Here is an 18,456-nt window from a genome sequence, read left to right as displayed (position 1 = left end):
GTGATGAACCCTACCGACCTTGGCCTTCTGATCGACGACGACGAGTTGTACGTGCGCACCTTGCAGCGCAGCCTGTCGCGTCGCGGCCTGGAAACCCGAACCGCCACCGGCATCGCCGAGGCCCTGCGCGTGGCCGAGGAAATCCGCCCGGCCTTCGCGCTGGTGGACCTGCGCCTGGGCGAGGACTCCGGCCTGACGCTGATCCGCCCCTTGCGCGCGCTGCGGCCCGACATGCGCATCCTGCTGGTCACCGGTTACGCCAGCGTCGCCACCGCCGTCGAGGCCATCAAGCGCGGCGCGGACGACTACCTGCCCAAGCCCGCCACCGCGCCGATGATCCTGCGCACGCTGGGTTTGGTGAAGCCAGAATCCGTTACGATCGAAACGACCATGACACCGTTGCACCGCCTAGAATGGGAGCACATCCATCAGGCCCTGCACGAAACCGGCGGTAATGTTTCGGCGGCGGCGCGCCTCTTGGGCATGCACCGCCGGTCGCTCCAGCGCAAGCTGGCAAAAAAACCAGGGCCGGAACGCGAAGTCCTCGTCGACTGATTTGTGCGGGTGCGACACATCTTTACAACACCTCATGTGCGGGTGCGACATATCGTCGCACCCCCTGCATCTCCTCCGGGACGACTGCGCCCCTAGGAAAACCCTGAATCTGGCCCCTTCAGGACAGATTCCTCCCAGGCAATGCGACCATGTGTCGCATGCTTGATGGATATCAAGCCGATAGGATGGACGTTGCTGCTTGGCAGCATTCCAGTCTGCTGCTTTGCAGCATTTCCCACCTTCCATCCAAGGCTGTACGTGAAACACCCCCTCCTTGCGACCCTTACGCGCATTTTTGGCGTCGGCGCGGTCATGCTGCTTGGCGGCTGCAACATGGAAATCCTCTCCCCCAAGGGAGATATTGGCGCCCAAGAAAAGACTTTGCTGTTCACGGCGACCGGGCTGATGCTCATCGTTGTGATTCCAGTACTGTTCATGATTGTGGCTTTTGCCTGGAAATACCGCGCATCCAATACCAAAGCCGACTACCAGCCCAAGTGGGCCCATTCCACGGCGATTGAAGTCGTAGTCTGGACCGTTCCTTGTATCATCGTGGCGATTCTTGCCGTGATCACCTGGCGCTCCACGCACGCGCTGGACCCCTACAAGCCGCTCGTATCCGAACACAAGCCCGTCACCATCGAGGTGGTGTCGCTGGATTGGAAGTGGCTGTTCATCTACCCCGACTACGACATCGCCACGGTCAACGAGATCGCGTTCCCCGTGGACGTTCCGGTCAACTTCCGCATCACGTCGGCCTCGGTGATGAATTCGTTCTTCATTCCCCAGCTGGGTAGCCAGATCTACTCGATGGCCGGCATGGAAACGAAGTTGCACCTGAATGCGCGCGAAGCCGGTACGTACGCCGGCATCTCGGCCAACTACAGCGGCGCCGGTTTCTCCGGCATGCGCTTCAAGGCCATCGCCACGTCGCAAGAAGGGTTCGACAACTGGGTCAAGGAAGCCAAGGCTTCGCCCACGGCGCTGACCCCCGAGGTTTATGCCGAGCTGACCAAGCGCAGCGAACGCAACCCGGTGGTCAAGTATTCGTCGGCGCCTCCCGCCATGTTTGATTTCGTCTTGGGCAGCACGATGTCCAAGATGGCCGGTGTGGACTCCGCCACGTGCACGTCCACGTCGAACAATCTGATCGCAGGAATTAACTAACAATGCTCGGGAAACTCACCCTCGAGGCCATTCCGTACCATGAACCTATCGTCATGGTTACGCTGGCCGCCGTGTGCCTGGGAGGCCTAGCGGTCTTCGGCGCCATCACTTACTTCGGCAAGTGGAAGTACCTTTGGACGGAATGGTTGACCTCCGTCGACCACAAGCGCATCGGCGTGATGTACATCATCGTCGCGCTGATCATGTTGTTGCGCGGCTTTGCCGACGCCATCATGATGCGTACGCAGCTGGCGGTAGCCTCCGCCGACTCGGCCGGCTTCCTGCCACCGCACCACTACGACCAGATTTTCACCGCCCACGGCGTCATCATGATTTTCTTCATGGCGATGCCTTTCATTACCGGGCTGATGAACATCGTGGTGCCGCTGCAGATCGGCGCCCGCGACGTGGCCTACCCGTTCCTGAACTCGCTGAGCTTCTGGCTGTTCGGCGCCGGCGTCGCGCTGATGATGATCTCGCTGTTCGTGGGCGAATTCGCCGCGACCGGCTGGCTTGCCTATCCGCCGCTGTCAGGGCTGGATTACAGTCCAAGCGTCGGGGTGGACTACTACATCTGGGCGCTCCAGATATCCGGGTTGGGCACAACGCTTAGCGGTATCAACTTCATCGTGACCATCCTGCGCATGCGCGCACCGGGCATGAGCCTGATGAAGATGCCGATTTTCACGTGGACCTCGCTGGTCACCAACGTGCTGATCGTCGCCGCCTTCCCCGTCCTGGCCGCCACGCTGGCGCTCTTGACGATGGACCGCTACCTGGGCACGCACTTCTTCACGAACGACATGGGCGGCAACGTCATGATGTACGTGAACCTGATCTGGATCTGGGGTCACCCCGAGGTCTACATCCTGGTGCTGCCGGCGTTTGGCGTGTATTCGGAAGTGGTTGCCACCTTTGCCCGCAAGACGCTGTTCGGCTACAAGTCCATGGTCTACGCCACGGCCGCCATCGGCGTGCTGTCGTTCCTGGTCTGGCTGCACCACTTCTTCACCATGGGTGCGGGGGCCAACGTCAATGCCTTCTTCGGCATTGCGACAATGATTATCTCGATCCCGACGGGCGCGAAGATTTTCAACTGGCTGTTCACCATCTACCGCGGCCGCCTGCGCATCACGACGCCGGTGCTGTGGACGCTGGGCTTCATGATCGTCTTCGTCATCGGCGGCATGACCGGCGTGATGCTGGCCATCCCCGGCGTGTCCTTCGTGCTGCACAACAGCTTGTTCCTGATCGCCCACTTCCACAACACCATCATCGGTGGCGTGGTGTTCGGTTGTATCGCGGGCATGACCTACTGGTTCCCGAAGGCGTTCGGCTTCACGCTGAACGAGCGCCTGGGCCGCTACTCGTTCTACTGCTGGTTCGTCGGTTTCTTCATGGCCTTCATGCCCCTGTACATCCTGGGCTTCAAGGGCATGACGCGTCGCCTGAACCACTACGACAACCCGGAATGGCAGCCGTACCTGCTGGTCGCGCTGGCTGGCGCCGCGCTGATCATGCTGGGCATCTGGTTCCTGTTGCAGCAAGTGTTCGTGTCGGTACGCCAACGCAAGCAAAACCAGGACGTCACTGGCGATCCCTGGGATGGCCGCACCCTGGAATGGTCGATTTCGTCGCCCGCTCCTTTCTACAACTTTGCCCACGTTCCTCACGTTGATGAGCTGGACCAGTTCTGGGAAGACAAGCAAAGCGGCAAGGCCTACAAGCGCCCGGCCAAGTACGAAGACATCCACATGCCGAAGAACACCGGTGCTGGCGTCTACATCGGCTTGTTCGGCCTGGTCATGTGCTTTGCGCTGATCTGGCACATCTGGTGGCTCGCCGCCGCTGGTTTCGTCGGCATGATCGGTTCGTTCATCGCCCGTGCCTACGACCGCGACGTCGATTACTGGGTCCCGGCCGCGGAAGTCGAACGCATCGAAAACGCTCACTTTGACAAAATGCAAAAGGCCGCCTGAGCCATGATTCAAGCCGTAGCCACTCACCCCCACGCGGGTCACGACGATCACGCGCATCATGACGATGGATCCAAGACCGTTTTCGGTTTCTGGGTCTATCTGATGAGCGACTTGCTGATCTTTTCGGTGCTGTTCGCCACGTTCGCGGTGTTGTCCAACGCCACCGCGGGCGGCCCCACGGGCAAGGAATTGTTCGACCTGAAGTTCGTGCTGGTCGAAACGCTGTTGCTGTTGTTCTCCAGCTTCACCTTCGGCATGGCCAACCTGAACGTGCATGCCAACAACAAGTCCCGCGCGATGGGCTGGTTGATGGTCACGTTCCTGTTCGGCGCGGGCTTTATCGCGATGGAAGTCTGGGAATTCCATCACCTGATCACGGAAGGCGCCGGCCCGGGCCGCAGCGCTTACCTGTCGGCGTTCTTCACGCTGATCGGTACGCACGGCCTGCACGTCACCTTCGGCCTGATCTGGATCATCGTCCTGCTGGACATGATCCGCCGCCATGGCCTGGACTCGATCAACAAGCGTCGTCTGGCGTGCCTGAGCCTGTTCTGGCACTTCCTGGACATCGTCTGGATCTGCGTCTTCACCTTCGTCTATCTCATGGGAGCCATCTGATGTCGCACTCCGCTGCGGCCGCACACGGCCACGACGATCACGCCGCCGACCACGGCAGCCTGAAGTCCTACATCATCGGTTTCGTGCTTTCGTTGCTGCTCACCTTCGGCTCGTTCGGCCTGGTGATGCACGGCGCGCTGTCGCACACCATCACCATCGTCGGCGTCGTTGCCCTGTGCGTGCTCCAGTTGCTGGTGCAACTGGTGTACTTCCTGCACATGGGCGCGTCGAAGTCGGCACGCGACAACCTGGCCGCGTTCGTCTTCACCGTGATGATCATCGCCATCATCGTCGGCGGGTCGGCATGGGTGCTGTACAACATGAACGTCAACATGGGCCACGCCATGTAAGGACGGTTTGCCGATGACGCTGCCCGTCAGCGTTTACGCAAAAAAAGCAGGCGCCTTCGGGCGCCTGTTTTGTTTTGAAAGTGCGGTGTGGAAAATGCAGACCGGCGGCGGCAGCGCCCTGGCTACCGGGGTTGGGGCGCCCTGGCTACCGGGGCTGGGGCGCCTTTACCGCCAGCGTCACGTTGGCGCGCGCGGCCAGGTCGCGGGCGCTGATTCCCACGAACGGCTGTACGCGCGACGTCTGGTTCAAGTCGCAACTGGCCGCGCCTTGCGCCCCTTCCAAAACCTGCCGCACCGCGCGTGCGCCCGTCGGGCTGATCGGGCCGCTATTGCCCAGCTGCCACGCCAGCACATCGGCCACCGCCATGCCGCAGCGCCACTGGGTGCGATACAGGCCGGCGTCGTGGTCCATCAGCATCTTGGCCTTGGCCTCGTTGCCCGCGCGCAGCATGATCACCAGCGGCAGCGCGTCGGCATCCGCAACGCCATCGATGCGCGTGTTCGGGTCGCTTCTGTCCGACGCGTCGGCGCCCTTTTCCAGCCATTGTTGATACAGGTCGTCAGGCAGCCAGGGCAGCCCAAGCGGCGCGATGTTGTTGTTGGCGATGCCCGTGGCGTCGTCGGCGCGCGTCAACGGCACGCCGGCGGCCAGCAAGCGGTCGGCGGTGGCGCGCAGCTTGGCGCGCTGGCCGTCCCAGTCGGGGCTGTTCTGCTTGATGGCCGCGCGGATCTCCAATTGATTCCACACGCCCAACAGGCGCGACAGCGGCTCCGGCGTCAGTGCTTGATACGGCGGCTTGGCCGCTTGTGCCAGCTGGTCGACCAGCGTCGGCTGCATCGTGCGCGCGGCCAGCGCCAGCGCCTCGTCCATGCCGTTGCGATCCGGCGTCTTGTTGGCGCTGTAGCCGCCCACGGCCGGGTCCGCCCCGTGCGCCAGCGCAAAGCGCAACCGTTCAGGAATCGGATACACCGCCGTCGGGGTGAACTCGCCGTTGATAGCGTCGCGCAGCGCTTCCAGCAAGGGCGTTTCCCACATACCGCGATTGCCGTAGTACATGCGCACATAGGCCGCGTTGATGTCGGCGCCCTTGGCCAGCAGCGCCTCGGCAAACCACAAGGTCCTGGGGCTTTGCATCGCGGCGTGCAGCACCGACCGGCCGCTTTTGTCGCGCGCGTTCGGGTTGGCGCCCTTGGCCAGCAGGTAGCTAAGCGTTTCCTTGTCTTCGCTGGAATACGACACGCGGCGCATCAGCAATGGCATGCCGCTGGAGTCGGGCACATCCAGCGGCGCCCCCGCCGCGATCAGCGCGTCGGCCAGCGCATAGCGCTGCTCGGCCGGGCGGGTGTCGCGGGCGTCGGGCAACGCGGACGCCAGCAGCACATAGCCATTGTTCGGCCCATCGGCACGCGCCCCCGCCGCCAACAGCACCCGCACAATGTCCAGCTGCTTTTGCGAGACGGCCACCGCCAGCGCGGACCTGCCGTGTTCGTTCTCGCCGTTCGGGTCCTGGCCGGCCGCCAATTCGGCGCGCACCGCGTCCAGATCTTCGGCCTGGATCGCCTTGAAGATCGCCAGGCGGGGTCGGCAGCTCTTTGCGTCAAGCGGCGCCGTTTCCTTCAGCGCCGCGCTGATGCGGGTGGCGATGTTGGCGGGAATGGCGTCGTTGGCCGCCAGCCGGCGCGAGCAATACAGGCGGTAGTCCTCGCGCGCAAGCGCTTCGAAATAGTCGCGCCGGTCGCGCGCTTTGGTGCTTTGTTTCCAGCGCGCATCGGCACGGTTCAGATAGGCTGCCGTGCGCGCCGGATCACGCCGCAAGACCTCGGACAAAATGCGATCGGCCTGTTCGGTGTCGCCGGATTCGACCAGCCAGAACCCGTAGTCGTTCAGCGCCGTCAGCATCTCGGCGTCTTCATTGTTGGGGTCGATTTCGCGGGGGTCCTGTTCCATGACAAAACGGCGCAGGTCGGCCAACGCGCGGTTGAACTCCGCCGTCTTGGCGCGCGGGATGGCGCGCGCCACTTGATGCAGGGTGCGAAACGTAGCGGTCACGTCCACCGGCGCGCGGTATTCAAACCGCAGGTCGGCCGGAAACGCCTTCATGCGTACGGGATAGTCGGTCAGGGCGGGCCGCAGCGTGGCCAGGGCCTGCGCGCGGCGTTCGTCTGTCCAGGGGCGGTCGGCCGTTACCACGGCCAGCCTGGCATCGGCCTGCACCGACGCGGCCACGCCGCTTGCATCGACCAGGAAGCCCTGGGCTTGCGAGTCGTCATCACCGTTATAGGACACGCCTACCCAGTACAGGGTTTCCGCGTTGCGCGGTGACCGGACCACCACGTTTTCCTGTCGCGATGCGCTCCATCTGGAAGGATCGATCACCAGCGGCTGGGACCGAAATTCCAGGCTGAATGTCTTGGCGTCGGGCCGCAAATACCGATACAGATAGAGCCGGTTTTCCATCTGCCCGACCAGTACCGCGTCCTTTACGTTTTCTGTTCCCCAGACGCGGCGTTCCGGGTCGCGCAGCGGATAGCGCGACAGGCGCACGGCGTCGATGACCGCACCGATGTCGTAGGCGGCGGCCGGTGGCGGCGCAGCCGACAGGCCCGCCAGCGCGATCAGGACGGCGCCAAACAATCGGGAAACAGCGGGACGGAAGCGGCTCGGCATGCTAGGGGAAACCCGGAAAGTGCAAGGACGCCGATGATACTCGCGAGCGCCACTTTGCCTCTGGGCAAGTGCGTCTTATTGATCACTTGGCGTCTGCACCGTTCGGGTATGTCCTGAGACCATTTTGTCCACAATATCGCCGGCCTGTCATGGCTTTCGATATATATTTCGCAACATAACGACTTCATTAACATCAGAATTACTTTAGCGATTGCCGCTACCCCCGCCATGGACGCTGTGCTGACTTCTTCCCCCGCCCAGGCCGACATTTCCGTGTCGGTGCAGCGGTTCGCGCGCGCCCTCTTGCATCACGCGCCACCCGGCCATCCCGACGCCGGCTTTTTCGCCACCGTCATCGGCACCAGCCTGGCGCACCACGATCTGGCGCGCAGCGGCCTGAGCCCGGACGAGATCGCGGACCTGACGGACCATCTTTTTCCGGGCGCGCTGCAATCCGAAGACGCCCGGCTGGCCGCGTTTGTCGAGCAATACGCCGTGTACGCGGTCCACGGCCGGGGCGATCCGCAACCCGGCTTCACGCTGCTGATGCGCGTGTTGCTTGAGGCCTATCGCGCCCCCGACCTGGGCACCACGGCCTGGGTCACCGGCGTGCTGGCGCACGCCTGCCTGCGGCCCGACCACCTGTGGCGCGACCTGGGTCTGGCCGGCCGCGAAGACGTCACCTTTCTGCTGGCGCGCCATTACCCGGGCCTGGTGATGCGCAATACGCGCAACCTGCGCTGGAAAAAATTCCTGGCCTATTCGGCCTGCGAGCATGCGGGCCTGCCGCCGTCGGCCGCGCCCGGATGCCCGCAATGTGAAGACCACGGCATCTGCTATTCAAGCGCGCCTGACTGACGCCGCGCCACGGCTGCGCGGCATCGTCAGAAGCGATACGTTGCGCCGAGCCCCATGCCCACGCTGCGCCCGGCGGCCGGCTCGTAATAGCGGCCGTTGCTTTCGTTGACGATGACCGACCCGACGTACTTTTTGTCGAACAGGTTGTCCACGCGCGCGTAGGCATTCAGTTCCCAGGCGTTGATTTTCTTCACGTAGCCCGCGCTGATGGCGGCAACAAAATAGCCTGGCGCATCCTGATCATTGGCGTCGTTCACGTAGATCTTGCTTAACACGCGCCCTTCCACCGACGCCTGCCAGCCTTGCGGCGGCGCCCACGCCAAGGACGCAAACAAGGCTTGCCGTGCGATGCCCGGTATCTTGTTGCCCGCGCGGATGCCGCCCGTGCCGTCGTCGGCGTAGCGCGCGTTCAACCAGGTATAGGCCAGCTGCGTGCGCCAGTGCGGCGCATGTTCGCCGGACCAACCCAGTTCCACGCCGTCGCGCCGTGTGCGGCCGGCATTCTGATAGCTGGTGCGCCCGCCGCTGCTGCCGGCGGACACGATCTCGTCTTCCGTGCCCGTGTGAAACACCGCGGCGGTCGCCAGGCCGCCTGCCACGCGCGCCTTCACGCCCGCCTCCAGGTTGGTGCTAAGCGACGGCGCCAAGCCGAAGTTCAAGCCGGGCTGGCCACCGGGGCGGTACGAGATTTCGTTCAGCGTGGGCGTTTCAAATCCGCGCCCGTAAGACGCGTACAGGCTGACATCGTCACTGGCTGCATAACGCACCGCCGCCATGGGCAGGGCCTTGCGATAGCGTGCGTCGCCGCTGTCGTCGCCATTGCCGGGGGCAAGGTAGTGGTCGTTGGAGTCGAAGCTGACCGTGCTGTAGCGCAGGCCCGCGTCCAGGGTCCAGCGCGGCGCCACCTTCCACGACGCCTGCACATAGGGGTCGGCGTTGTACACAGTGTTGGTTTCGTTGCGCCGCAACGCGCCTTGCACGCCCAGGGTCGGGTTGGCCACCGAGCCGGTGAAGTTCTGATAGCCCTTGCGGTCTTCCTGCATGGCATCGTAGGCAAAGCCGCCAACCAAGGTCAGCGCCCGGCCGCCGACATCAAGCTCGGACGTCCAGCGCACGTCCGCGCCGCCGTATTCGCGAGCCAGGTCGATGACGCCGCCCGCCTGCGTGGGCGCCAGTTGTACGGCGGGGGGAATTGACTGGTACTGCCTCGTGTCGCGTTGGCCGTAATACGCCATCACGCGCAACATATTGCGCCCATCCACCTGCCGCTCGTAGACCACGCCGCCCTGGGTCTGGCGCACCGTTTTCCGGGTGTCGTACTGCTCGGCCAAGGGCGCGGCGCGCGGGTCATCCTGAAACTGCTGCCAGGTCAGGCCCAAGGGGTCCTGCGCTTTCAAGTCGACGCTGTTCAGCACGATGGTCAGCCGGCTGGCGTCGTCCAGTTGCAAGCCCAGCTTGGCGTTAGCCAGGTTTTTCCGCGCCGCGCTGTGGTCGCGATAGCCGTCGGTGGTGAAGCGGCTGACGCTCACCACGTAGTCCAGGGCGCCCACGCCATCGCCATCGCCTTCGCCATCGCCCCCGCCAGTAACCCCGCTGGCCAATGCGCCATAACGCCATGTGCCAAAGCTGGCCCCCCATCCATTGGCCGACAGGGACGGCGGCGCCGCGCCATCTTCGGTGTACGCCTGAATCACCCCGCCTGACGAATTGCCGTACAACGCCGAGAACGGCCCGCGCATGACTTCAACACGGGCCAGCGACGCGATGTCGATGTTGGACGTCTGCCCTTGGCCATCGGGCATCGTGGCCGGGATCCCGTCCACGTAAAGGCGCACGCCGCGCACGCCAAACGTGGACCGCGCGCCGAAGCCTCGACTGGATATCTGCAAGTCCTGCGCATAGTTCTGGCGGTTCTGGATTTGCAGACCGGGCACGCCCGCCAGCCCTTCCGACAGGTTGATGCCGGGTTGGCGCTGGCGCATCACCGCGCCGTCGACCACATCCACCGACGCCGGCGTGTCCAGCACGGACGTGCCCAGGCGTGTGCCTGTCACGACCACCGGCGCCAGGGTCGCGTCCACCGTCTGTCCCCAGGCGGTGTTGACCATGCCCGCCACCAGCGAGCCCTGCATCAGCCACTGCAAGCCCCGCCGCAGCCCGCGCTGCCCGTGCCCGCGCGTAGCGCCTTTTGCTTGCCGCCATGTGCAACGCCCCGCCTGGTCCGTCACCGATGTCTCCTGTATAAAAGCCTGAAAGATCCCGTGTTCCGTTGGAAATCCGCGGCAGGAAAGGGTCTAATAGCCGCCATGGAACCCATGCAAGACATAGAACGCCGCCTGCAAGAGCTGGAAATCAAGTCCAGCTTTGCGGATGATCTGTTGGACCAACTGAACCAGATTATCGTCCGCCAACAACAGCAAATAGAGCGCCTGCAGCGCGAGGTGGCCGACCTGCGCCAACAAGCCCCGGAAGGCGCCGCGCCCTTTCGCAGCCTGCGCGACGAGCTACCGCCGCACTACTGACCGGTACTGCTGGACGCCTTTGCGCGCCTTCGCGCCCTTGCACGCCCCTGCACGCCCCTGCACGCCTCAGTAACCGTATCGCAGCAACCTGCCCAGCTTGCGCAGCAGCGGCACACGCCGCATCAGCCACACGCCCACGCGTGCAGGCCCGCTGAACCGCGCCCATTGCGCGCCGGCCTCTTCGTACACCCACTGTTCGGTGCGCAACCGCAGACCCGGCACCTGCGCTTCCAGCATCTGCGCGTCCTCCAGGTTCCACCGCATCGGCGCGCCGGTCGCGCGGAACATGGGGTTGCGCGAGGCCAGCGCCAGCCCCAGCCGCGAGTAGGCGTCGAACACGATTTCGCCCGAGGGAAACTGCGTGGTGATCACCCGCAGCAAGTTCAGTACCTGCGCTTCGTGCAGATACAGCAGCAGCCCTTCGGCCACCACCAGCGTCGGCTTGTCCGTGGGAATGCGCGCCAGCCAATCCAGTTCGGCCAACGACGTACCCAGCAATTCGCAGCCCGGCCGGTCGGGATAGACGGCGCGCCGCAGCGCGATCACATCGGGGTAGTCCACATCGAACCACCCCACGCCGGGTGACGGGTCCACCCGAAATACCCGGCTGTCCAGCCCGCATCCCAGATGCAGCACGGTGGCGTCGGGGTGCGCGGCCAGGAATTCCCGCACCCAGGCATCCAGCGTGTACGCGCGCATGGACAGCCCGATCATGGCGTCGCGGCTCATGCGCAGCGCGGCGAAATCATGGTCGATACGCGCCACGGCCTCGGCCGCGTACCGATCCTGCAACAACGATCCAGGCAGGCGGCTTTCCGCTGCCTTGGCGTACAGCGTGATCAAGAGCGTGGCTCGTACACCGGTAAGCCGGACCTGTTCCATGCGGGCTCCTCTTAAGACGCCTGGGGGGACGCTATGGCTTCCATAAATGGAATAAATCGGAAAATCGAACGATATTCTTCCATTGATGGAAATATCTTTTACGGATATCCGGGTTTATCCCTACCCGGGATCGGCGCAGAATTCAGTCATCGGGAAACAGCAACGAACCACGACGGATAGGCCGCCTGATTCGCACCCAAGGCTCTTGAAATCGGAGATTTACCATGAAGAAGACCCTAGCTACCGCATTGATGTTGTCCTTTGCCGCCCTGAGCGCCGGCGCCTACGCATCGCAAAACATCGAACCCAACAACGTGCCGTTCCAAGGCGTTTACGGCACGCAGTACGAAGGCCCGACCCGCGCGCAAGCGCAGGCCGAACTGGCCGCCGCCAAATCCGCTGGCCTGGTGACCAACGTGGAACCGAACAACGTGCCCTTCCAGGGCGTTTACGGTGCCCCGCAATCGGGCAAGACCCGCGCCGACGTCCAAGCCGAACTGGCTACCGCCAAGGCTGCCGGCCTGGTCTCCAACGTTGAGCCCAACGACATGCCCTTCGCCGGCGTCTACCACGGCAACTGATCTGGCTGACAACGCCTGACAGCGCCTGACCACGATTACCCCCTCCCTGTTGTACCTTGGCCGCCTTGAACCAGGCGGCCTTTTTTTGGGTGGCAACGTGCGTGGCAAACGCAACGCGTTCGCGTACTATCGGCTCCAGTGCCAGCAAGAAAATCTGACTCATCAGACAGGGAGCCTATCTTGAGATACACCCGCGTTCTCGCCGCCTTGCTCATCGCAAGCGGCATGTCGGCAGCCGCCGTCGCCGCACCGCCGGTGATGCTGAATAATTCTCTCATCACGCAGATTCCCAACGGCGACCGCACCTCGTTCCACGAAGCCGTCGCCCAGGCGCTGAACCAATCGGCCGACGGCCAGCGCACCGAATGGACCAGCAAGACCCAGCCCAAGCGCGCCGCGCCAATCACCGTACAACTGACGCCCACGCAAACCAGCAAGATCAAGGACGACCGCGTCTGCCGCTTCCTGGTCGCCGACTTTGCCCGCAGCAGCACCACCGAGAAATGGCAATTCTGGTTCTGCAAGCAACCGGACGGCACCTGGAAGGCCAGCAGTACTTGATGCGGGGATAGGCGGAATCCGAGCCGACCCGATAGCGAAAGACCTGCTACACCGCAGCCTCCTGCTTTACAGCCGGGGGCTGTTCTTATTCGGTCGCCCCATGCGCCGATGCCCACCGGCCGATTTCGCCACACCTGACATGCTCTGACGTCCCCGCGCGGCGGGCAGCTTGTCCCTGTCGGCATCGGATCAATTCCGAATCCGCTCGTAGTAGTCCGATTTTTCCCATTAGATCGTCTGGCCCGTTGCAAATTCAATAGACTCGAAGCCAGTCTAATTTGCGTGGGAGGGCGTATGTCAGCCAGACCAATCATACGAATTGGCGACACGACGATTCACGGTGGCACCGTCTTGCAGGGAATCAACTCCTACCTGATTGAAGGTAAGGCGGCATCGGGACTAGGACATATGGTGAGTTGCCCCCAGTGCAAGGGAACCTACCCTATCGCGGAGGGCGTATCCACCTTTATGGTCGACGGGATCCGGCTGGCGATCGACGGCATGCAAACGTCATGTGGCGCGACGCTGATCGCCAGCCAGAACATCGCCGTATTAGCCCAAGATCTGGGTTTTCGGGCCCACGCAGGCAATGCCAAGAGCGCCTCACCAGAGAGTGATTCCAGCAGTGAGCGCATACGAGCCAAGGCCCCGGACCACGTTTTCTGCGATCACGCTGATACGGCGGTCGCAGTGGCCGAGTACATCGTTCGTGAAATGAAGACCAATCCCTTCTCCGTCGAAGGCAGAAAGATACTTGGGGCCAACAGCGCGGATCCCGACGCGCAAACTGCTGAATGGCATCGCTTACGCTGGCATGAAAAATTGGCTGGGAGACCCGACTATCACGCAGCGGCCGCGGCCCAAAAGGCTGCCGCCTATGCAATGTGGGTCGAGCGCGTTGGCCCTGGCCGGCCATGGGACCATAAGCCACTTCTGCGACAACGGCTGGGGCCGCACGGCTTTAATCGAGGCTGGCAAAAACTGGGTGATTTTGACTACTACTACGACATCTGGTCGAACATCCACTATGGATATGTCGGGGTGGCCCTGGGCTTTAGCGAAGCCGAGCTGCTTCACGGGGCGGGCTTGGCGCAAGCGCTATCAGACGCCTATCGGTCCATGAAGGATGGAAAACTCCCTAGGTGGCAAGACCATTCGACCAACGGCCCGTGGCCGGCCAGCGCGGACGATGTGCCGGACCACATTTCAATCAAACTGGGATGCGATCTCTATGCCGCCGCCAAGCCTCACGAACTGACCTCGGCTACGCTGTTGAAACGAATTTCCGCCGTGCCGTTGCCTTGGGGAATCGCTGAGCATCGGGCGAAGGAACGCCATGAATGCAGCCGTTGAAAGCACGCAAGCATGCGAGTCGTAGCGCGCCTGCTTTGCGCCATCCTGGCATTGCTGGCATGCATCTGGGTATTTTCCGCCGTCTGGGGTGCGTTTTCGCCCGTGGTGGTGGTGCATTACTCGGAACATGCCACCGGCCGCGTCAGCGTCTTTTTCAACGACAACGACGACACGCGCAAGCTTGGCATGAGCCCCGGCCAGACCTTGAGATTTCGCACGGCCATGTTTCCCAAGCCCGGCATGTGGATCTTGATCACTTTTCCGGGCCACAGCGCTGACCATATCAAGCTGACGCAGCCGTTCAGCCGTGTCGACGTGTTTGTCGGGGATGGGGCAAAGGTCGAACGCACCGAAATACGCGATCGATTCCTTGCCCGCCTGTTTTCGGGAAACCCCGACCGAACTTCTACCTACCTCACTCCCGCACCCCACACCATTGCGCAATGAACAGCGCGATGGTCTTGGTGATAAGGCGTACCGACTCCAGGTGCACGCGTTCGTCGAAGCCGTGGATGTCCAGGGACTTGGGGCCGTAGACCAGGGTGGGCATGTCGCCGTAGATGACGAAGACGCGGGCGTCCAGGTAGCCGGGCGTGGTGAAGCTTTGCAGCTCGCTTTGGAAGGCCTGGCGGTGGCATTCGCGCAGGGTGTTTTCCGCGTCGGAGCCTTCTTCCAGCACGTAGCCTTCGGCGTAGAAGCCGGTATAGGTGACGGCTGGCGGTGTTCCGCCCAGGCGGGGGTCGGACACGGCGTCGCGCAGGCAGGCGTCGATTTCGGCGCGGGCTTCGTCCGCTGTCGTGCCGGGGTAGATGGCGGCGCGCACGTCGAATTCGCACCAGGGCGGCACGGTGGATGGCCAGTCGCCGCCTTCAATCTTGCCAATGTTGAAGTTGATGGGGTGGTCCAGGTGTTCGAAATGGCGGTGGCAATGATGCTGCCCGTTCCACTTGGTTTCCAGCTTGCGCAGCGCTTCGATGGTGGCGTAGGCGGCGTCGATGGCGTTGAAGCCGTTGGCCATTTCGCGCGTGTGGGTGGGGTGGCCTTGCACGCGGACCTTGAACCACAACACGCCCACGTTGGCGCGCACCAGCATGTTTTCTTCGGGTTCGGGGATGATGACGGCGTCGGCCTTGTAGCCGCGCAATAACGCAGCCAGCGCGCCGTTGCCCGTGCATTCCTCTTCCACCACGGACTGGAAGTAGATCGGCGCCGCGGGTGCGTAGCCGGCCGCGCGCAGGGCGTCGTAGGCGAACAGGTTGGCGGCCAGGCCGGCCTTCATGTCGGCGGCGCCGCGTCCGTACATCCAGCCGTCGATGATGGCCGGGTCCCAAGGGGATCGGCTCCACATGTCCTGCGGGCCCGTGGGCACCACGTCCACGTGGCCGTTCAAGATCAGCGAGCGGCCCGTCTGCACGTCGGGCCGGTAGGTGCCGACCACGTTGAAGGCGTTTTCGTACGAGACGGTGACGGGCCCGAAGCCCGGATGCGATTCGATGTCCTTGACGTCGATCTTCCAGCGGTCCATCGCAAAGCCGCGTTGGCGCATCGCCTCGTACAGGAAGTCCTGTGCCGTGTGCTCTTGCTCGCGCAAGGACGGAAAGCGCACCAGCTCCTGCGTGAAGGCCAGTTGCGCATCAAAGCGGTCATCGACGGCCTGCAGAATGCGGCGCGTCTGTTCGGCCGTCAACGCGGCGGGGGCTTGGGTGGTGTCCATGAAGTCTCCTTGAAGAGGAATGTTGAGCGCCCGGCCTACGCGGCCGGCGTGACGGTGCGAGCGCTGGCCGCGCGGCGCGGCTGGTGGTTAGCCAAGCCCCAAATCGACACGAGCGTAATGGCCGACAGCGCGGAATAGAACAGCGCCAGCGGCAGCCACTGGCCGGGATATTGATGCGACAGCCAGGTGCCTATCAACGGCGTGAACCCGCCGGCAACGGCCCCGCACAATTGGTACGACAGCGAGATTCCCGAATAACGCACATGGGTCTCGAAGGCCGCGCTGATGAAGCCCGCCATTGCCGAATAAATGGTTGCCATGAACACCAGCACGATGGCGATGCCGGCCACGATGCTGAGCGGCGTGGCCTGGCTGACCAGCATGAACATCGGGTACGGCGCCAACACCGAACACGCCGCCGCGATCATCAGCACGCGCGACGTGCCCAGCGATTCGGCGAACCAGGCGGCCAGCGGCTGCACGATCAGCTGGATGATGGCGACGGCGAACAGGCAGTCCAGGATCATCGCGCGGTCCAGGCCCAGCGTTTGCGTGGTGTAGGCCAGCATGAACGTGTTGGTGAAATAGATGCCGCCGATGGCGACGGTGCACACGCCCATGCACAGCAGCACGGTGCGCCACGCAGTGCGCAGCACTTCGCGCGCGGGCACTTCGGACGTTTCCTGCTGCGCCAGCACCTTGGCGAAGTCGGGCGATTCGCTGACCCCGATGCGGATGAAGTAGCCCACTACCAGCAGCACGGCGCTGACCAGGAACGGGATGCGCCAGCCCCAGGCCAGGAAGTCGGCCTCGTCCAGCGTCGTGATCAGGCGGAACGCCACCAGCGACAGGATCAAGCCTGCCGGGCTACCCAGCTGCGCGAAGGATGCCGCGAAGGTGCGCCGCCGTTGCGAGGCGTGTTCGCCTGCCATCAACACCGCGCCGCCCCACTCGCCGCCCACCGCCAGGCCCTGCGCCAGGCGCAACACCAACAGCAGCGCGGGCGCCAGCATGCCGGCCTGCGTGTAGCTGGGCAGCAGGCCGATGCCCACGGTTGCCACGCCCATGATGACCAGCGTGGCCATCAGCGCGTTCTTGCGGCCGACGCGGTCGCCCAGGTGGCCGAACACCAGCCCGCCCAGCGGCCGCGCCAGAAAGCCCGCCGCGAAGGTGCCAAAGGACGCCATCGTGCTGACGAACGGGTCGGCGGTGGGAAAGAACACCTTGCCGAACACCAGCGCGGCGGCGGTGGCGTAGATGTAGAAGTCGTACCACTCGATGGTGGTGCCGATGAAAGCCGCGGCGGCGGCGCGCACCGGTTGCCTGGCGGCGGATGGATGGGCGGGGGCCGACATGATTCCTCCTTGGGATTTTTTGGATTTGATGGCGGCTTTATCGCCCGCGCCCGTGGGAGCGGTCAATTTCTGATTTCTTATCATTGACTTAAGCAGGATTAATGTTCGGATATCATGTCCGGGCATTGCGCCTTCGCGTCCACCGCGCCCCACCAAATCGTTACCGATCAATGTGTTATGAAAGATAAATCGATTCTTCCCACGACGATTACGCGCGTGGGCGATCGCCTGGACTGGAACCTGCTGCGCACTTTTCTGGTCATCGCGCAAGAGCGCAGCATTAGCGGCGCTGCTATCAAACTGCACCTGACGCAGTCAGCGGTCAGCCAGGCGTTGCGCCGACTGGAACAGCAGCTGGATCGCCGCCTGATCGAACGGCATCACTCCAAATTTGCCATCACGCGGGCCGGCGAAGAGGTGCGCCAGGCTGCGCTGGCCATTCACGGCAACGTGTCGCAACTGGTCAGCGACGTGGCGCAGGCCGAGGAACAAACCGTGGGCCGCATCCATCTGCTGGTGGCCAGCCGCATTCATTCGGCGGTGTATGACGAGTTCTGGGTGCGCTTTCATCGGGCGCACCCGCGCATAGAAGTTCAGCTGGACGTGTTGCCCAGCAGCGAAATCGTGAACGTGTTGCAGCAGCGGGGCGCGACGGCGGGCATCGCGCTGTGCCGACAGATTCCCAAGCGGCTGGACCACAAACTGTTCCTGCAACAGCGCTACGCGATGTTCTGCGGCAAACACCATCCGCTGTTCGGGCGCGCGGACATCCGCATGGAAGATCTGCTGAACGAGAATTTTGTCTCGTTCGCCAGCGACGCCCTGGGCGACAGCCTGTCTCCGCTGACGATCTTTCGTGACCAGCGCGGGTTCTCGGGCAGCATCATTGCAACGTCGTCACAGCATGACGAGGTCAAGCGTCTGCTGGTGGCGGGCTTTGGCATCGGCTGCCTGCCGGAACATAGCGTGCAGGCCGATCTTGCCGAGGGCCGCCTGTGGCGGCTGCCGCCGGGCGAAGGCGTGTGCGCGGCGGACCTGCATCTGCTTTGGCACGGGGACGCGCACCGCAGCGCGGCCGAGGACCTGTTCATTGCGGCGTTCCGCGACCATATCGACAACTATTCGCTGCCGCAGCGGCTGTTGCCGCATCTGCCTTGAGCCTGGGCGTGGGGGTAGCGCGGGGTCGCGTCAGGGGTGGCGGCCGGCTTGCCTTCGGGGTGACGTCCGGCAGCTGCCGGCGCGCCGTTGAAGGCATGAAAAACGCCCCGAGCCGCCGCGCGTAAGGCGGTGGCT

The 18,456-nt window shown here is 63.5% G+C and carries 17 protein-coding genes; 12 read left to right on the top strand and 5 right to left on the bottom strand.

Annotation, left to right across the window (positions count from 1 at the left end; translation table 11 throughout):
• Positions 1-3 precede the first annotated feature (3 nt).
• The 5 genes from AC6LJY_RS24690 to cyoD all read left to right on the top strand — a co-directional run bounded on the left by AC6LJY_RS24690 (position 4) and on the right by cyoD (position 4,669).
• The gene (locus AC6LJY_RS24690; protein WP_043544500.1) at positions 4-555 is read left to right on the top strand and encodes a response regulator transcription factor; all 552 of its coding nucleotides are present in this window, start codon (positions 4-6) and stop codon (positions 553-555) included.
• Positions 556-813: 258 nt separating this feature from the next.
• Entirely contained in the window at positions 814-1,722 is a 909-nt protein-coding gene (gene cyoA, locus AC6LJY_RS24685) for a ubiquinol oxidase subunit II (RefSeq protein ID WP_046805243.1), read from the top strand.
• 2 nt (positions 1,723-1,724) lie between these two features.
• Complete coding sequence (gene cyoB / locus AC6LJY_RS24680) at positions 1,725-3,701, top strand: cytochrome o ubiquinol oxidase subunit I (protein WP_046805163.1); 1,977 nt, start codon at positions 1,725-1,727, stop codon at positions 3,699-3,701.
• 3 nt (positions 3,702-3,704) lie between these two features.
• Complete coding sequence (cyoC, locus tag AC6LJY_RS24675) at positions 3,705-4,319, top strand: cytochrome o ubiquinol oxidase subunit III (protein ID WP_006222595.1); 615 nt, start codon at positions 3,705-3,707, stop codon at positions 4,317-4,319.
• A complete protein-coding gene (gene cyoD, locus AC6LJY_RS24670) occupies positions 4,319-4,669 on the top strand; it encodes a cytochrome o ubiquinol oxidase subunit IV (protein WP_046805162.1) in 351 nt (116 codons plus the stop codon). The genes cyoC and cyoD overlap by 1 nt, the downstream gene beginning before the upstream one ends.
• A gap of 145 nt (positions 4,670-4,814) precedes the next feature.
• Here cyoD and AC6LJY_RS24665 read toward each other — a convergent pair whose 3' ends face one another.
• Positions 4,815-7,337, bottom strand: a complete 2,523-nt coding sequence (locus AC6LJY_RS24665; protein WP_498136966.1) for an ankyrin repeat domain-containing protein — start codon at positions 7,335-7,337, stop codon at positions 4,815-4,817.
• A gap of 228 nt (positions 7,338-7,565) precedes the next feature.
• Here AC6LJY_RS24665 and AC6LJY_RS24660 point away from each other — a divergent pair, with 228 nt between their 5' ends.
• Positions 7,566-8,195, top strand: coding sequence for a nitrogen fixation protein NifQ (locus tag AC6LJY_RS24660; RefSeq protein ID WP_120156794.1), 630 nt, complete (start codon positions 7,566-7,568; stop codon positions 8,193-8,195).
• Positions 8,196-8,221: 26 nt separating this feature from the next.
• Here AC6LJY_RS24660 and AC6LJY_RS24655 read toward each other — a convergent pair whose 3' ends face one another.
• Positions 8,222-10,303, bottom strand: a complete 2,082-nt coding sequence (locus tag AC6LJY_RS24655) for a TonB-dependent receptor domain-containing protein (protein ID WP_498136976.1) — start codon at positions 10,301-10,303, stop codon at positions 8,222-8,224.
• A 198-nt stretch (positions 10,304-10,501) separates the two neighbouring features.
• Between AC6LJY_RS24655 and AC6LJY_RS24650 the strand changes: the two genes are divergently transcribed.
• Positions 10,502-10,717, top strand: coding sequence for a SlyX family protein (locus tag AC6LJY_RS24650; protein WP_219990961.1), 216 nt, complete (start codon positions 10,502-10,504; stop codon positions 10,715-10,717).
• Positions 10,718-10,783: 66 nt separating this feature from the next.
• Here the strand turns inward: AC6LJY_RS24650 and AC6LJY_RS24645 are convergent, their stop codons facing one another.
• Complete coding sequence (locus AC6LJY_RS24645; RefSeq protein ID WP_498136965.1) at positions 10,784-11,599, bottom strand: class I SAM-dependent methyltransferase; 816 nt, start codon at positions 11,597-11,599, stop codon at positions 10,784-10,786.
• Between the two features lie 224 nt (positions 11,600-11,823).
• On the opposite strand from AC6LJY_RS24645, the gene AC6LJY_RS24640 reads away from it, so the two are divergent.
• The 4 genes from AC6LJY_RS24640 to AC6LJY_RS24625 all read left to right on the top strand — a co-directional run bounded on the left by AC6LJY_RS24640 (position 11,824) and on the right by AC6LJY_RS24625 (position 14,541).
• Complete coding sequence (locus AC6LJY_RS24640) at positions 11,824-12,180, top strand: DUF4148 domain-containing protein (RefSeq protein WP_498136964.1); 357 nt, start codon at positions 11,824-11,826, stop codon at positions 12,178-12,180.
• Between the two features lie 180 nt (positions 12,181-12,360).
• Complete coding sequence (locus AC6LJY_RS24635) at positions 12,361-12,741, top strand: hypothetical protein (protein WP_052946030.1); 381 nt, start codon at positions 12,361-12,363, stop codon at positions 12,739-12,741.
• Between the two features lie 294 nt (positions 12,742-13,035).
• On the top strand, positions 13,036-14,094 hold the full coding sequence (locus tag AC6LJY_RS24630) for a polymorphic toxin type 44 domain-containing protein (protein WP_498136963.1): 1,059 nt from the start codon (positions 13,036-13,038) through the stop codon (positions 14,092-14,094).
• Between the two features lie 12 nt (positions 14,095-14,106).
• A complete protein-coding gene (locus AC6LJY_RS24625) occupies positions 14,107-14,541 on the top strand; it encodes a hypothetical protein (protein WP_498136962.1) in 435 nt (144 codons plus the stop codon).
• On the opposite strand, the gene AC6LJY_RS24620 is transcribed toward AC6LJY_RS24625, so the two are convergent.
• Positions 14,510-15,808, bottom strand: a complete 1,299-nt coding sequence (locus tag AC6LJY_RS24620; RefSeq protein ID WP_046805156.1) for an ArgE/DapE family deacylase — start codon at positions 15,806-15,808, stop codon at positions 14,510-14,512. The two genes, AC6LJY_RS24625 and AC6LJY_RS24620, sit on opposite strands and share 32 nt — an antisense overlap.
• A gap of 35 nt (positions 15,809-15,843) precedes the next feature.
• Entirely contained in the window at positions 15,844-17,163 is a 1,320-nt protein-coding gene (locus AC6LJY_RS24615) for an MFS transporter (protein ID WP_046805155.1), read from the bottom strand.
• A 177-nt stretch (positions 17,164-17,340) separates the two neighbouring features.
• Between AC6LJY_RS24615 and AC6LJY_RS24610 the strand changes: the two genes are divergently transcribed.
• Positions 17,341-18,321 carry a LysR family transcriptional regulator gene (locus AC6LJY_RS24610; RefSeq protein WP_104145618.1) on the top strand — a complete coding sequence of 327 codons (981 nt, stop codon included), beginning with the start codon at positions 17,341-17,343 and terminating at the stop codon, positions 18,319-18,321.
• Positions 18,322-18,456: the final 135 nt, after the last annotated feature.

The sequence above is a fragment of the Achromobacter sp. RT286_PF genome, from assembly GCF_059760425.1.
Note: the sequence above shows the minus strand (reverse complement) of the source record. Positions and strands in the feature narration are given on the sequence as shown.